Source organism: Fibrobacter sp. HC4 (assembly GCF_023373925.1).
Taxonomy (GTDB): domain Bacteria; phylum Fibrobacterota; class Fibrobacteria; order Fibrobacterales; family Fibrobacteraceae; genus Fibrobacter.
Genome location: NZ_JALCZV010000007.1, coordinates 22,918 through 39,251 on the forward strand (window position 1 = coordinate 22,918; position 16,334 = coordinate 39,251).

Below are 16,334 nucleotides of genomic sequence, written 5' to 3' on the forward strand. Positions count from 1 at the left end.
TTTTAAGCTTGTATGTGGGGAAGGAGTTAAGATGAATGAAGTTGCAAACGCCACGGATTTAACGTATATTGTACGGCAGAGGTTCCCCGTGTGCCAATTATCCATGGACATTCCAGAAGAAGTGCTGTTTGATACGCGCATGAATAAGGAAAGTGCTCTTTCCTTAGCTAAACGTGTTGTTGCGCTTGAATTCTACAAGAATCATGGAGTCTCTGTTGGATATTGCGCAGAAATCGCGGGAATGACCGAAGAGGATTTTATAAAGTTCCTTGGTAGCCGAGGCATTTCCATATTCCATTTTGATGATGCAAATGAGTTTATGGAAGAAATGAAAAATGCCTAGAGTCATTGTCAATTCCACTCCATTAATTGTCCTTGGAAATTTAAATCGGCTGGAGCTGTTGCGCCAGTTGTATGGGGATGTTGTGATTCCGCAAGCTGTATTTCGTGAGGTTTGCGAAAAAAATGATGCGGCGAGTAAGCAGATTAGTGACATTGGTTGGATTCATGTCGAGCGAGTATTGGATCCGATCAATAGAAGAATTTTCCAAGCGAAGTTACACGATGGGGAGGTTGAAGTTATGCTTCTAGCTATGCAATCTCCCAAAGCGGATTTAGTTATTATTGATGATAATGCAGCCAAGAAAACTGCAAAATTTCTTGGATTGACAGTAACAGGGACGTTGGGGGTTATTTTGAAGGCGAAACGAAATGGTTTGGTCCCGCGTGTTACGCCAGTTTTAAAAGATCTTGAAAATCTTGGATTTTTTATTGGCGATGATATCCGTTCCTTGGTTTTGCAGCAAGCTGGAGAAATTTGATATTTGATAAAATCTTCATTCTGGCAGGCCAATAAGGACTCTTGCTTTTTTTAGATTGCTATTATAAAATCTGAAATAATTAAAATCCGAAAAGTTTTATGAAAAAGAAATTTGTTTTGTCGGCGGCGATGTTGGCCGCGTTTGGCTTGTCCACGACCGCTCAGGCGGCACAGACGGTGATTAAGGTGGATGATACCAAGCCGGGTGTGGTGATCAACAAGAATAATATGATGTCTGCGGATTTGGCCATCTGGAATCCGCCTAGCCGTTATTATGATATGACCGACGCCCTGGTGGATGGCGGTTACACTTTGTTCCGCTTCCCTAACGGCAGCTTGAGCAATGATTACCATTGGAATGGTATTGGCAAGTATGATAGCACGGGCCTTTGGATCACTACGGAAGAAGAGGGCAAGTACGCTCCGGGTTTCTTGGGTGAAACTATTTACCGCGGCACCACCAAGGACAATTACGGTTTTGTGCGTCGCAGTCATTTGGCTGACGGCAAGATGGAAACCATGTGGTGGGGCGAGATTCTGGATCCCAACGATCCGCCTTGGGTTGTGGTGGAATTCCCCGAAAAGAAGAACATTGACTCCATCCAGATTAGCTGGGGTGACCTGCGCCCCAAGGCTTTCCAATATGAATATTGGACTACGGATTATGCGGAATATCCGGGTGTGCATCAGGCTTTGACCAACGACCTGAAGTTGGAAGCCAAGGTGAAGGTGACTGGCGCCGAAACCATGTACAAGGGTAAGACTGTGCGCACTCGTTATGTGGCGATCCGCTTTAAGTTGCAGGACTTGCCGGGCAAGGGTGTGCAGATTCGCGAGATGAAGATGTTCAGCAATGGCGAGGATTTGCTGGCTGGAAACGAATACAAGATGTATGCCATGTCCACCCGCAATGGCGATAAGGCCCGCACCGACTGGACCAACATTCCCTGGCATTTCGAAGAGTTCATGAAGTATCTGGGAACGCTGCCGAAATCCGCCGACGGTAAGCCTGCCCAGGCTGTGATTTGCGTGAATGCCGGTACCGGTACTTCCAAGGAAGCTGCCGCCTGGGTGCGTTACGCCAACAAGGTGAAGGGCTACAATATTAAGCAGTGGGAAATCGGTAACGAACTGGATGGCGAATGGGAAGAATCCGGCCCCATCTCTGCCCGCCATTATGCCGCTCGATTCCTGGAATACGCCCGCGCCATGAAGGCGGTGGATCCCACAATCATTTTGCATGGACCGCTGCTCAGTACTCACAAGATGATGCAGAAGGGCGCAGGCATTCTGGATGGAAAGTACTGGATGGAAGAATTCCTCCGTATTGTGGGGGAGGCGGAAATTGCCGATGGCAAGCGCTACCTGGATGCAGTGGACTTGCATAATTACCCGTACTGGACTCCCAATGGCGCCAACGCCAAGGACATGCTGAAAGCAATGCTGGATGTGGGTCCCAACATGGATACGCTGGATGTCTGGATGAAGCGCCACTTGCCTGGCGTGGACAAGGTTCCTTCTGCTTCTGGTGAAGAAAAGCGCCGGGTGTTCCTTTCGGAATTCAGCACCAACGTTCAGGGTTACAGCTTGTTGATGGATTACCCGCAGGCAACGGCCATGGCCATGATTTTTGCGCAGCATGCGGTGCGTTTTGGTGACCGCTTGCAGGTGCTGCCCTGGGACGCTTTCGGAAACCTCTTCAAGAGTCCGGACGATACTTGGGGTACCATCAGTATGACTGCCCTTCTGAAGGAAGGTTCCTGGAACAAGTGGAAATCTCTGGAGCCTACTGCGGAATACTATGGCGTGTATATGACTTTCAAGCAGTTCCTGGAAGACGGCTTTGCTGTGGTTCCTGTGGAAAGTTCCAATTCTGAAGTTGTGGCTTATGCCTTGGCGAAGAAGGGTGCTGCAGGTGTTGGCGACTCGGCCCGTGTTCTTTTGGCAAATTTGTCTGACGTTGCGCAGGTTGTACAAATTGATCGCGCTTCCGTGGGGTCCAAGAAGGAAAATTCCCGCATTGAAGTGGACGTGTTTGGCGAAGATCAGTTCAAGTGGATTGGTGATGGCAAGAATGCCTATCCCTATCCGAAAATGGGTCCCAGTGGCCGCCGCCTGAATCCGGCAAAGTCCCGCGATGTTATGATTCCTCCTTTCGGTATGGCGGTGGTGCAAATCAATCCCCGCGTTGTTGGGGCTGACAAGGCCTCCGCAAAGAATGCCGCAACGCCTGTAGTCCTTGCCGCAGCTCTTGAAAAGAAGGTCATGATGCGTGGCGATACCCTGGACTTGTTTGGGACTGTCACCCAGCAGGATGGTGAAATTACTGGCGCATCCATTAAGATTCCTGATTTTGGCCCCAAGGGCGGTTCCAAGACGGTGAATATTACGCCCGATGACGGCAAGTGGAACGCGTCCATCGAAAGCTTCCATGTGAAGGTTCCCGTGCCCGAACATGCAAAGACGACGCCTGTGGTGGTACAGGGTACCGGTGCCAAGGGTACTGAAATTGAATTAACGGTTGCGGGCCTTGGCGGCAAAAAGACTGTGCAGAAGATTCCGTTCCGCGTGCGTGGCGCCTACCGTACCACCAGCATTCTGCAGAACTTTGATAACGGCGTCGATGCCGTGGATTGGTTCCCGGTGGTGGGCGAAGGCAATACAGAAATGGGTGCCAAGGTCTTCAACGGAAATCCGCCCCATGGTGGCTTTATCCGTCATGATTTCCACATTGAGCAGCCGCCTACTCTTGGCTGGCCCAACTACTCTGGCGCCTACTACGTTGTTCCCCAGGAAATCAAGCAGTCTGTAGGTGTGGTGTTTGACTACGCCACCAACCACAACAATCCCGACGGATACATCGAAGTTCAGGTGCAGAGCGACCAGGTGAAGGATTACGACGAGTTCATGGTCCGTCTGAAAAACACCCGCGGCAACTGGGTCCGTGACACCCTCATCTGGGAAAACATGACTCAGGAAGGTTGGGGCAAGAACGTTCCTCAGCTGGATCCGAGGCAAATCAAGAACTTCGCCTTCCGTGCCCGCTGGAGTGGCAAGGGTTTCATCAGCCTCGACAACATCTACCTGCTGCAGGAAGACGGGAAGGAAGTTCCCATGCCCAAGGGCCTGAGAAGATTGCGGTAAGTTTCACGGTTTCGGAAGAACTTTAAATAAAAAATCCGGGCTGCAAAAGCTCGGATTTTCTTTTCAAGAATTGTATTTAGTAGTGTTTATTCGTATGTTCCTACGAATAAATGTTCCTTGCGTGCGTTCTTCAGGTATTCTACATAAAAGTTTGTGGTCCCGGTTTCGATGCCGTCCCGGCATATGAAGGAGACGGCTATGTCGGTACAACCATATTTCTTGATGTAGCGGTAGCCCACGAATGAAACGAAGTTTCCTGAGCCTACGGATTCTGAAGCCTCTTCTGTCCATCCGGCAGCCTGCATGATGGCTGGGTAGGTGGTGTCGCACATGGCGGTATTGAATTCCTTGTGAGAAACCTTATACATGGGAGTTTCTGCGTCAAGGGTTTCTACGCCCGGTGTTGTGGTGGAAAATTTGAAACTTTCAAGAAGGGTTTTCATTTCTTCCACCGTCATGGGGGATTCCGTGCAGGAGTCTTCAATATTGTTGCCGTTGGTGCTGTTTGACGGGGATGAACTGTCGTCGGAACAGCCTGCCAATACGCAAAGGGCGATTGTTGATATAAGGGATAAAATTTTCATCTTCATTTTCTTGGCTGATAATCTCAAAATAAAAAAAGCCGCAGCTTAATAAACTGCAGCTTTTTGATAAGGGTGCTGTTGCAACGTTTTTAGCGAGCTTCGCGGTCCACCCAAGGTCTTGCGTTGAAACCAGTGTAAATCTGGCGGGGACGGTTAATCTTGGAGTTGGGATCGTCGTGCATTTCCTTCCAGTGGGCAATCCAGCCGGGCAGACGACCGATAGCGAACATCACAGTCAGCATGTCGGTGGGGATGCCCATGGCGCGGTACAGAATACCGGAGTAGAAGTCCACGTTGGGGTACAGCTTACGTTCGATGAAGTATTCATCCTTCAAGGCGGCTTCTTCAAGCTTCAGGGCGATGTCCAGCAGCGGGTCGTGAACGTGTTCGCGTTCGAAGACCTGGTACATCAGCTTCTTAAGAACCTTGGCGCGAGGGTCGTAGCTCTTGTAGACGCGATGACCGAAACCGGAAAGACGGAACGGGTCGTTCTTGTCCTTGGCCTTGGCCATGACCTGGTCGATGGTCATGCCGCTTTCCTGGATGCGGAGCAAAGTTTCAAGCACAGCCTGGTTAGCACCGCCGTGGAGGGGACCCCACAGGGCGCAAATGCCTGCGCAGATAGAAGCGTAAAGGTTAGCCTGGGAGCTGCCCACCATACGCACGGTAGAAGTGGAGCAGTTCTGTTCGTGGTCGGCGTGAACGATGAGCAAGGTGTTCAGGGCCTTTTCCATAATCGGATCCGGGTGATACGGACGAGCCTTGGAGCTGAACATCATGTTCAGGAAGTTACTGCAGTAGCTGCGTTCTGCTTCCGGGTACACAAACGGTTCACCGATGCTAGCCTTGTAGGAGAAGGCTGCAATGGTGCGGATCTTGGAAATAAGACCTGCGGTTGTGAGTTCGAAAGCGCTGGCGATGTTTTCGTCGTCGTAGAAGCGGGGGGTGAACAAGCCCACGGCGTTCACGATGGAGCTAAGGATACCCATGGGGTGGGCGTTAGGCGGCATCTGACGGAAGAAGCTCAGCAGGTTTTCGTGGAGGAGTGCGTTTTCGGTCAGCAAGGTGCGGAAATGGGACAGCTGCTGAGATGTGGGCAGTTCGCCGTAAATCAGGAGCCATGCAGTTTCCGGGAAGGTGGCCTTTTCAGCCAAGTCTTCGATGGCGTAACCGCGATAGCGGAGAATGCCCTGTTCACCATTCACGTAGGTGATAGAGCTCTTGGTGCTACCGGTGTTCAGGTAACCGTAGTCAAGCGTTACAAGGCCAGATTCCTTGCGGAGCTTGCTGATGTCGAGACCGTGTTCGTTCTCAGTACCTTCACAGACGGGGAGCTCGAAGCTCTTTCCGTTGTAGTTCAGTATTGCGTTGTCGGACATTGATCCTCCAGTGTGAGGTTTGAGGTGTGAGGTCGCTCGCGATGCTCGCTTTGAGGGGCGAGGCCTCTTGCCAAAACCTTTTTGTTCATCGTAAAATGTGTTTTGCAAAGATAGCTAACACAAAGTACTTATGCAAAATCCATGCCATGAAACTAAAGCAATGAAGTCGGACTCTAACCTCAAAGGGCCGAAGGCCCGACCTCATACCTCAAAGCCTCATGGCTTCGCTCTTACTTCTGCAGGTCCTTCACAGCCTTGTAGATGTTGTCGAAGAGCTTGCCCAACTTTTCGGTAGGCACTGCGGAGAAGGCCAGACGGATAAGACCACTCAGCATGATGGTGCCGGTGCTGTAATCCTTGATGAGCTTCTGGCGGAGTTCTTCTGCATCGACGCCCTTGGGCTTTACGCACATGAAGTAACCGCTGTTGAAGGGCATGGCTTCGAAGGCTTCTGCGTATTCCGGATGGGAAGCGAGGACTTCCTTGATGATATCGTAGCGCTTCTTGAGGGTTGCGTACTTTTCAGCCTTCTGTGCATCGTATTCTGCAGACTGGTAGGCGGCGAGAAGAATCTTCTGGCTGATGGACGGACCGTTGGAGATGTTGCCACGGACGGTACCGGCGGCCTTGTCTTCCAGAGCCTTCAGCTGTGCTTCAGTTGCGCCCTTGAAGCCGAAGCTCATGAAACCAACGCGGAAACCCCAAACGTAGTCTTCCTTGGTGGGGCCGTCCAGCTTCACAGCCAGCAGGTTTTCGTGGGCGTCGACAATTTTTGTAAAGAGGGATTCGCGAGTGACGCCATCTTCGTAAACCAGTCCGAAGTATGCGTCGTCCATCAGAGCCACAACCTTGTTACCTGCAGCTGCGCATTCGGTAAGGATCTTTGCGATTTCCACGGCTTCGGTTTCGGTAGCGGTATAGCCGGTGGGGTTGTTGGGGAAGTTCAGGAGCACGACCTTCTTGTCGCTCTTGCCTGCAGCGAGGGCTGCCTTGAGAGCTTCGGTGTCGAAACCACCGTTCTTGAAGGTATTGAAAGTCTTGATTTTTGCGCCGCGGGCGTTTTCAAAAACCAGTTCGTAGTTGTCCCAGTACAGGTCCGGAATGATGACTTCGTCACCAGCGTCCAGGAACATGTAGCCGGCGCAGCTGATAGCGTGGGTCAGAGCGCAGGTCACGACCGGGTTGGAGAACTGCTTGGAAGCGAGGGTGGGGTTCTTCTTGATGACCTGTTCCTTCCATGCCTTACGCAGGTCCGGATTACCGAAGCTGGGGGCGTAGAGGAAGGAGTTCTTGGGGAGGTTCAGGGACTTGAGAACGCAATCCAGAACCAGCGGAGAACCGTCGTCTTCGAGAGCGGTACCGATGGTAGCGTTGATGTCGGAGCCCTTGGCTTCGGCACCCTGGCCAAGAATACCCTTGCGGGGGAAGAAAATGGCCTTGCCCTGTTCAGAGAGCATATCGAGGACCTTGCAGCCGTTTGCGGAAAGTTCGGCGTTCAAGGCAACTGCGAGAGGATTGTAGTTCATTTTTCGTGTCCTGTTGAAAAATTAGTTTAACCGGGGGCAATTTAGTTTTTTTTGACCCCACTCGCAAGGTAGGAGGGGACTTCCGCGAACACAAAAACAGCCCAAAAACGGCAAAAAAATGTTCGTCTTTTTCACAAATCGTATTACAATATTTGTTTGTAAGAAAAATGTGATTTTTTAGGGGGGGGGGGGCTCCCCCGCAACGCCCCCGGCAAATCAAGTTGATTGTAGAGGAATCATGTTCAGCAATTGCTCTTTCGTCAAAAATTCTAAAACAGAAAATGCGGTCAGCTTGTTGCCCAAATCCTTTATGGATGCTCCTACGTGATAGACTATGTCGTCGACGATGATAAAACGGTCGTGAACATCTCGAATATTCAGGACCTGTACGGTGGGGTTTTGACGGTTTAATAGATTTTGCCGGGAGTCGTAGAGTCCTGTCGTCTGCATAGGGATCGATGATAATGATTTCTTGTTTTGCTGAACGGACGAGCTGGGCTGCGAATTCGTAGCCGCTCCACCAGGATTTCGCAGGAATTGCGCCTTCTGTGGGAGGCGTGTTTAGCTTGACAAAGAAATCTACTTGCTTTTCGAGAGCATCAAACGCTGGTTGATGCTGTAGCCTTTGAGAAGGTGGTTTTTAAGGACTTGGTTTGCCCAGCGACGAAAAAGGGTTGCATTTTTGCTGTTTACCCTATATCCGACGGATAATATCGCATCAAGATTGTAGTATTTCGTTTCGTAAACCTGTTGGCTTGCATTACCCATATGTTCCAAAACGGAACATGTGCTATGTTCATCTAGTTCCTGAGATGCGTAGATGTTTTTTAAGTGTTTTGTAATTGCGGGCCGTTTTGTGCCAAATAGCTCTGCAATTTGAGCCTGCGTCAGCCAGGCGGTTTCGTTTTCGAGACGGACATCAAGATGCAATTCGCCATCGGCATGGTAGGCGATGATTTCGCCTTTCTCAGGCTTTTTTTCCAGATGATTTTCCATCGGAAACTCCGCGGAACGCATTTCCCATGATGCGAGGAAACTCGCGGGCCCCTGTCGGGGGATGTAATAAAAACCGGCGTTTCCGGCTGGGATAAATATACAAATTGCAAAAGTCAAATTATGACAGTCTGTGTTTTTTGACTATATTTTTTTTTGAGAAAAGGGAATAAATTAGGAGAACATATGAATATAGGCCGCCTGCGAACTATTCTGAGCGCAAAACCGCGTGTCGCTCAGCTCGCTATGCTGTTGTTCGTGGCAACAATGCTTATTGCCTGCGGCGACGATAATGGCTCCAGCGCTACGGACGAAAGTGGTTCCTCCCACATGTCATCCACGACCGAGCCTGTCCCTGACCCAAATCGGGGAATTGAGGATTTGGATGAATCCTCCTCCAGCAGCCCTAACTCGGAATCAGCTGTTTTGTCGGCATCGAACCTTGAGCCTGTAGCGAATTCATCCAGCAGCTTCGTCTGGTTGCGTGAAGATATGGTGGATTCCTCTCGTCTGACCATTTATCGATTCCTGTATCCCCGCGCAGACATGTCCTTGGACACCGGGTACTTCAACGGAGACGAATGCCGCTTTGAAGCTGAAGGAAAGTTTCTTTGTGAACAACGTTCCTGTATTGCCTATGATGGTGGTGAAATTCGTATCCCGCAAAGTTATGGGATTCTTGGCGTTAGCGCAAGAGACAAGGACGGCGCCTATAGAGAGTACTTCCACACCAGCACAGATATTACGCGACTGGTGGATATAAACTTTGGCGATAGCGCACTTACTACATTCATTCCGTTTGCAGACATTCCCGAGTTTGATAGGGATGGCTTCTTGGAACAACTCTCTGTTTTACCTGCCGAGCCATGTTCAACTTTATTTCATTTTGAAGGAAATTATCAATTGCAAGCGGATGGATTGCCTGAAGGAATTGTACTTTATCGCGATGGCCAAGGAATCAAGGGGCGTGGAGATTCTCGGGAATACTATTCGGCTTTATTCCCGAAGGATGAATTGGACGCCGTAAAGGCACACATTTATGAGACCGGTCAAGATGAAAAGTCTTCTTACAACAAACTCATGGAAGGATATTACTGTGAACTGAAATATGCTCCAGATAGAGGACTTGATATCTCCAACCAAACGATTACAGCAGAGATTAATGATTTTGGCTGCGGAATTGTGTTGACATCCTATAAAACGGATATGATGGCTGGACTTTGTGAAGGCTGGAAAATCCCCGAAGATGCAAAGGTGTTTTCCTATCGTCTAATCAACATTTCTGGCAAGGTCCCTGAAAATCCTGTCCAGTGGAAGTTGACCTATATGGATCAGTATGGCCGAGGTGGCTCTTTGGATATTGTCACCCAATTTGAATAGGCAAAAATCTCAAATTTTAATTTAGCAGTTTTATTTAATGTACTCCTTTTAGTTGAAGTATTGGTTGTTTGTTCTCTATAACGACATTTGATGAGCTCTTAATGGGATGGGTGCCATTGACGAAATAGGACTCTTTTTTCTGCAACTTTTTAGTATTCCCTTTTTTTATTGAATTTATTTTAGCTGAGTAGTTGCATTCAGAGGGTATCTTAGAAAATGGAGCAAAACGAAGACTGCCGTCATCTTGATATTGACAAGAAATTGATGCTGGACGATCGCAAATCTTTCCGGTAAATGGAATCGAATGAAATCGAGTCGTTATTAAATAGTATGAACTCCATGTTTTCGCTTGTAAAAGAGAAATTGAAAAATAAGAATCAATAGTATTGGTTTCAATTTTTTTGAAAGAGCTAGAGGATTCCCATTTTTACAATTATTTTACATAAAATCATGCAACATTTCCTCGTTCAAAACGTGTTATAGTATGTAGGGCGAAAACGCCCTGCGCTATTGCGGGGGCGTTCCCGCCTGGATAAAACTATGGCGACATTTGATGAAAAAGTCGAAAATTCGATGGCACAACTGTGTTGAACTATGCCTAATTGCAGGAGGTCTTTTTGACAAAGAAAAGTGTTGAAACTATTAACAAGAGCTTTGTTCTTGATATTCGCGGAATCATTGAGCAGTCTCGTAGGAATGCTGTCCGTAGCGTAGATTTTTGCCGCGTTCAAATGTATTGGAACATCGGGCGGCGCATTCAAGTAGAGGAACAGAAAGGCAAGAAACGGGCTGATTATGGTTCGTTTCTCTTGAAAAACCTTTCCAAGGAGCTGGAACCGGAGTATGGCAGCGGATTTTCTGTGCGTCAGTTGGAAATGTGCAGGCGTTTTTATACCCTGTATCCAATTGCGAACGCAGTGCGTTCGCAATTGAACTGGACGCAATATCGAGATTTGATTAAGATTGATGATCCTGAAAAACGTGAATATTATGAACTGGAAACGATCAATAACGCCTGGACCAGCCGTGAACTAGAACGCCAGATTCATTCTCAGCTTTATGAACGTCTCTTGATGAGTTCTGACAAGGAAAAAGTCCTGGCTGTGGCTCGCAAGCAGCGTATTCCAGAAACGCCTCAGGAAGTTATCAAGGATCCCATGGTCTTGGAATTCCTGGGCTTGGAACGAAACCCTGAATATTACGAGAGGGATCTTGAAACAGCCATCATCAATCACCTGCAGCGTTTCTTGTTGGAACTTGGAAACGGTTTTGCCTTTATCGCAAGGCAAAGAAGAATTCTCCTTGAAGATGACCTTGCCCGAAGATAACGAGACAATTCTAGCAAGTGAGTTCAAACTTTACATGCCGAGCAAGGAACAGCTGATCGCTGAAGTTAAACAGATCCGTGAGGATTTTGAAAAAATACATGCTGAAAGGTCCTAGGTTTTTAAGAAATTACCTATAAATTTCCCAAAATTTTGGTGTTTATAGGTAGGATTTTAGTTTGTGCGTGATGAAACGAGGCGTTTTCGGGCAAATGAACTGTATTTTTGGCCAAAAACGGCCTTATTCAGGTGCTTTCCAAGAGTGTTTTACAAGAATTTTCTTCTTTAGCGTGAATTTTTACCTATAAATGCGATTCTTTTCGGCAATTTATGGGTAAAATCAGCATAAACAGGCTAAATCGATGAAGCCCTTGGCTTTGGGTTGAATTTGAAAGCCTTCGACTTGTATCCCTTGAATGTTTTGCCATAAAAATCACAGGGTTTTTATGATTTTTTGTTGCCGATTACGTGAACTTTTATAAATTTCAAACAGAAATTTTTAACTCTGGCGCCTTGTGACGCCTTATAAAAGGTCGCAAATATGCAGATTGATTTGAATAATGTCGATTGGAAGACTCTCCCCTTCGGTTACTCCGACACCGATTACAACGTTCGTTGCTACTACCGCAATGGCCAGTGGGGCAAGATTGAAGTCTCCTCCGACAAGAACATCAGCATCCACATGGCCGCTACCTGCCTCCACTACGGTCAGGAAGGTTTCGAAGGCCTCAAGGCTTACACCGGTAAGGATGGCAAGGTCCGTCTGTTCCGCGTTGACGAAAATGCAAAGCGCATGCAGAGCACTGCAAACCGCGTCCTCATGGCTGTTCCGCCTATCGAACTTTTCCGCGAAATGGCTCACCTGGTGACCAAGCTGAATGCTCGCTTCGTTCCGCCCTATGGCCATGGCGCAACCCTTTACATCCGCCCGCTCCTCATCGGTACTGGCGCAGAAGTTGGCGTGAAGCCTTCTGACGAATACCTGTTCATGATGTTCGTCTGCCCGGTTGGCCCCTACTTCAAGGATGGCTTCAAGCCTGTTGACATGATGATCAGCCGTAACTACGACCGCGCCGCTCCTCAGGGTACCGGTACTGTCAAGGTTGGCGGTAACTACGCTGCTTCCCTCCAGTCTCTTGCAGAAGCCAAGAAGCTGGGCTACTCCAGCACCATCTATCTGGATGCCAAGGAAAAGAAGTACATCGACGAATGCGGTCCGGCAAACTTCTTCGGTATCAAGGGCAAGTCCTACATTACCCCGAAGTCCGAATCCATCCTTCCGTCCATCACCAACAAGAGCCTGCAGCAGCTGGCCGAATACCTGGGCTACACTGTTGAAAAGCGCCCGGTGGCTTTCGAAGAACTGGCTGAATTCTCTGAAACTGCAGAATGCGGTACCGCAGCTGTGATTACCCCGATCAAGAAGATCGTGGACCCCGTTGCAAACAAGACCTTCACCTATGGTGACGGCGTAAACCCGGGCCCTGTCTGCACCGAACTCTTCACCAAGTACACTGCAATCCAGTTCGGTGAAGCTGAAGACCCGTTCGGCTGGACTGAAGTGGTTGACCTGTAATCAGGTCGCTGCGCTTTGAGGGCGGCCTTTGGCCTTTGAGGTATGAGGTCGCCACTACGTGGCTAGAGGCTTTACGAAAAAGCTCGCGATGGTTGTCGCGGGCTTCTTGTTTTATGACGCTTTTTCCTTAAGAAAAACTTACAACGCGGTGTGAAAATGTTATATCTACCTCTGTAAGGAGTATTTGAGGTATTTATGACGATGTTCCAGATTGGCTTTCTGGTAACGGCCCTTGGCTTTATGGGGCTCGACATACTGGGGGCCGTGCTATCGTTTAAGAAAGGCGGACCGGCAGGTAGACTGCTGGGTGTTACCTGTACTTTCTGTTCTTTGGTTGTCTTGACTTATTTGGCAAGCGTTATGAGTGTGGAGTATTTTTCCTACTCCTGTTTTACCAGTTTGCATTACATATGTGTGATGTCCATGTTGGTTTGCGTGGTGGCATTTACGTTCCATCTTGTGGAACTGGCTGACCGGCCTTTTGTGCCCTATGTAAATAAGTTGCTCCTGATACTGGTTAGCCTTGATGCGGTCTGCTGGATTATCAATCCTTTTAAGGAAATCATGTTGAGCTTTGCGGCTCGTCCAGAGGGATTCAACCGGTTTGACCTGGTTCCAAGTGTTCTCTTTGGGTTGCATCTGACGTTTACCTACGTGATGGCCGCTGTGGTAGTTTGTTTGCTGGTTTACAAGTGGGTCCGCTCCGATAGGGATTATCACCGCAAGTATCGTTTTGCATTGCTGGGCTTTTCAACGGTGGTCATGTTCAGCGCCGTGTCGGAACTGTTCCCCGGATTCTTGGGCTCGTCCCGTCTTGATTATACGGTCTTTGCGCTCAGCTTGGCGGCTGCCGCTTTTTACTGGTCTGCGTTTATCTTCTCGACGGAACGTTATGTCTATGACCACAGTGTTCCGCTGGAACAGCGAACCAACACCATGTTCGTGGTGACTGGTATTATCGGTACCACTTGCGGTTTGCTGATTTGCCTTGCTGCGTCAGTCAGTTTTGCGGGAATCATGGCGGTGGCTTCGGTTGTCCTCGCCATGATGGTTATTTCGGTGGTGGCACGTAAGACGGGGCACGAAGATCTTGGGTTCTGGATCCTGATTGCCTGTATTCTGGTGGCCATGCCTATTGTCTGGCTTTCGGCTGGAGGTGTGAGTAGCGGCGTGAACAGCTGGTTCGTTTACGAATTCTTCTATATCGCCTTTGCCCTGAAGGGGCGCCGCATGTACATCGCCATGGCAATCGCCTTTGTTCTAGATGGAGCCAGCTATGGCATTGGCTATTACCGCCCCGATTTCGTCTACCTTTTTACGAACATGGCCGACACCTACATCAGTACGGTGGCCTCCACCTTTGTGGTGGGCATAACGGTGGTGGTTACGGTACTCTACCAGAAGAACATCTATTACGATGAACAGGCCGCCCTCCAGGAAGCCTACAAGACCCAGGAACTGCTGAAGCGCGAAGCCGAAAAGGCCAACAACGCCAAGAGCGACTTCCTGGCCAGCATGAGCCATGAAATCCGTACGCCGATCAATGCGGTGCTTGGCATGGACGAGATGATCCTGCGCGGCGGTACGCCCGAAGAAATTGCGGAGTACGCCCGGAATATCAAGCTGGCAGGAAACATGCTGTTGTCTCTGGTGAACGACGTCCTTGATTTCTCTAAAATTGAAAGCGGCAAGATGAACATCGTCCCGGTGGAATACAGACTGTCTAACGTCCTGGCCGACTTGAAGACCATGATTGCGACGAAGGTGGAAGAACGTGGTCTGGAATTCAAGACCGAGATTTCTCCTGATTTGCCGTCGGTGTTGGTGGGCGATGATTTCCGCCTGCGCCAGATTATCATGAACTTGCTGACCAATGCGGTGAAGTATACGCCTAAGGGTTCCGTGATATTGAAGGTCTGGGGCGAGACCGCAGACTCGAAATGCAAACTTTATGTGTCGGTCAAGGACACGGGCGTCGGTGTTCGCGAAGAAGACAAACCGCGCTTGCTGGAATCCTTCAAGCGACTGGAAGAAACCCGTAACCGTGGCATCGAAGGGACCGGCCTTGGACTTTCCATTACCGAGAAGTTGCTTGAACTGATGGGGAGTTCTCTCCAGATCAAGAGCGAATACGGCAAGGGCTCCGAGTTCTATTTTGTGCTGTCCCAGGATGTGGTGGATGGGGCCGCCATAGGAAACGCAGACCTTGAAAATGCAGATGGGCAAAAGTCTGTAGGCGTATTCCAGGAATGCTTCGAGGCGCCTGAGGCGAAGATTCTTGTGGTTGATGATAACCGCATGAACCTGATGGTGGTTAGGGGACTGCTGAAAAATTCCAGGATGCAGATTGACTGCGTGGAGAGCGGTCAGGAGTGTTTGAATAAAGTAGAAGAAAACTGCTACCAGGTTATCTTGATGGACCATATGATGCCCCAGATGGATGGCGTGGAAACTTTGGAACGGTTGAAGGCGAAGTCCAATAACAAGTCCGCTGAAGCCAAGGTGGTGGCGCTGACGGCCAATGCCATGTCGGGAGCCCAGGAGATGTACCTGGCTCGCGGCTTCGATGACTTCCTGGCGAAGCCTGTCCGCGGCTCCCTGCTAGAAAAGGTGCTCCTGCGGCACCTTCCGGCAGAGATGGTCCACATGAAGTCAGACGAGGCGGGTGTTGCGAAACCTGAGGCGAAAACGGAATCGGTGTTGATCGATTTCGAGAAGGGGCTGGCCCTTTGCGTTAATGACAGGGGACTGTACAAGGAAGTGTTGCAGTCCTTGCCCGACGAACATTTTGACTACTACCTCCAGGAGTATTACGAAAAGTCTGACTGGGCCAACTACCGGGTCAAGGTTCATGCCTTGAGGTCTTGCCTGGTGAACGTGGGGGCCGACAAGGTCTCCCTTATGGCGAAGAAGTTGGAAGATGCCGCTAAGGAAGAGAATTTCAAGGTGATTTTTGAGTCCCATCCGGCCTTGATGGAAGAATTCCGCAAGGTTCTGCTGGATATCCAGCGTTATTGCGATGATACCCTATGTTGACTTAAATACCGTGATTTACTAAATTTGCGCTCACTGTGAGAATAGAAATTGCACAAACCTTGACTGAACCCGAAGACCGCCAGGTGGTCTGGTCCCATGCCGATGCCCCTGAACTCTTCGACGAACTGCACCTAAAGGGCGATCTGGTAGCTCAGGTGCTGGTTAGCCCCGAAGGCGACAACAAGTGGCTTGTGACTGGCTCTATCTCTGGCGTTCAGACGCTGACCTGCTCCCGTACTCTTGAACCGTTCGATCGACCCTTCTCCACTGAAATCGTGGTCGAAGTTGAACGTCTTCAGGTGGCCAAGCAAGAATTGGACGAGGAAGATGTAGACGTTTTTGCCTACAAGATTCCCCAGGGGCAGTACTTCGTCGATGTTTCCGAGTGCGTTCGTGAGCTAATTATACTGCAAGAACCGCAAGCACCCGTGAAAAATCCCGACGAAGATTTTATCTTTGTAACAAACAATCAAGCTGGCGAAGAATCCGATGGTGAAAAGCCTATGGATCCTCGCTGGGACAAACTCAAGGCCCTCAAAGACAAAATGTCTAAGGGTAACTAGACTAACAG

11 protein-coding genes and 1 pseudogene are annotated in these 16,334 nt (G+C 49.3%); 8 read left to right on the forward strand and 4 right to left on the reverse strand.

What is annotated here, in order from left to right; translation table 11 throughout:
- Window positions 1-31 precede the first annotated feature (31 nt).
- From MMG03_RS06145 to MMG03_RS06155, 3 genes are all read left to right on the forward strand, one after another.
- Window positions 32-343: a UPF0175 family protein gene (locus MMG03_RS06145; RefSeq protein WP_212668386.1), complete on the forward strand. Its 312-nt coding sequence runs from the start codon at window positions 32-34 to the stop codon at window positions 341-343.
- Complete coding sequence (locus tag MMG03_RS06150) at window positions 336-821, forward strand: DUF3368 domain-containing protein (RefSeq protein ID WP_249505887.1); 486 nt, start codon at window positions 336-338, stop codon at window positions 819-821. Before MMG03_RS06145 ends, MMG03_RS06150 begins: the two co-directional genes overlap by 8 nt.
- 98 nt (window positions 822-919) lie before the next feature.
- Window positions 920-3,964 carry a discoidin domain-containing protein gene (locus tag MMG03_RS06155; protein WP_249505888.1) on the forward strand — a complete coding sequence of 1,015 codons (3,045 nt, stop codon included), beginning with the start codon at window positions 920-922 and terminating at the stop codon, window positions 3,962-3,964.
- 86 nt (window positions 3,965-4,050) lie between these two features.
- On the opposite strand, the gene MMG03_RS06160 is transcribed toward MMG03_RS06155, so the two are convergent.
- The 4 genes and pseudogenes from MMG03_RS06160 to MMG03_RS16065 all read right to left on the reverse strand — a co-directional run bounded on the left by MMG03_RS06160 (window position 4,051) and on the right by MMG03_RS16065 (window position 8,470).
- Window positions 4,051-4,548, reverse strand: coding sequence for a hypothetical protein (locus MMG03_RS06160; RefSeq protein WP_139258404.1), 498 nt, complete (start codon window positions 4,546-4,548; stop codon window positions 4,051-4,053).
- Window positions 4,549-4,637: 89 nt separating this feature from the next.
- Window positions 4,638-5,927, reverse strand: a complete 1,290-nt coding sequence (locus MMG03_RS06165) for a citrate synthase (protein WP_073160268.1) — start codon at window positions 5,925-5,927, stop codon at window positions 4,638-4,640.
- A gap of 230 nt (window positions 5,928-6,157) precedes the next feature.
- Entirely contained in the window at window positions 6,158-7,453 is a 1,296-nt protein-coding gene (locus tag MMG03_RS06170; RefSeq protein ID WP_249505889.1) for an aminotransferase class I/II-fold pyridoxal phosphate-dependent enzyme, read from the reverse strand.
- Between the two features lie 216 nt (window positions 7,454-7,669).
- Window positions 7,670-8,470, reverse strand: a pseudogene (locus tag MMG03_RS16065) (virulence RhuM family protein).
- A 162-nt stretch (window positions 8,471-8,632) separates the two neighbouring features.
- Between MMG03_RS16065 and MMG03_RS06180 the strand changes: the two are divergent.
- The 5 genes from MMG03_RS06180 (at window position 8,633) to MMG03_RS06200 (ending at window position 16,326) form a co-directional block, all read left to right on the forward strand.
- On the forward strand, window positions 8,633-9,826 hold the full coding sequence (locus tag MMG03_RS06180; RefSeq protein WP_249505890.1) for a hypothetical protein: 1,194 nt from the start codon (window positions 8,633-8,635) through the stop codon (window positions 9,824-9,826).
- Between the two features lie 617 nt (window positions 9,827-10,443).
- Entirely contained in the window at window positions 10,444-11,154 is a 711-nt protein-coding gene (locus MMG03_RS06185; RefSeq protein WP_212668369.1) for a PDDEXK nuclease domain-containing protein, read from the forward strand.
- A 550-nt stretch (window positions 11,155-11,704) separates the two neighbouring features.
- On the forward strand, window positions 11,705-12,727 hold the full coding sequence (locus tag MMG03_RS06190; RefSeq protein WP_073160365.1) for a branched-chain amino acid aminotransferase: 1,023 nt from the start codon (window positions 11,705-11,707) through the stop codon (window positions 12,725-12,727).
- A gap of 195 nt (window positions 12,728-12,922) precedes the next feature.
- Window positions 12,923-15,763: an ATP-binding protein gene (locus MMG03_RS06195; protein WP_088665952.1), complete on the forward strand. Its 2,841-nt coding sequence runs from the start codon at window positions 12,923-12,925 to the stop codon at window positions 15,761-15,763.
- Between the two features lie 35 nt (window positions 15,764-15,798).
- Entirely contained in the window at window positions 15,799-16,326 is a 528-nt protein-coding gene (locus tag MMG03_RS06200) for a DUF177 domain-containing protein (protein ID WP_073160276.1), read from the forward strand.
- Window positions 16,327-16,334: the final 8 nt, after the last annotated feature.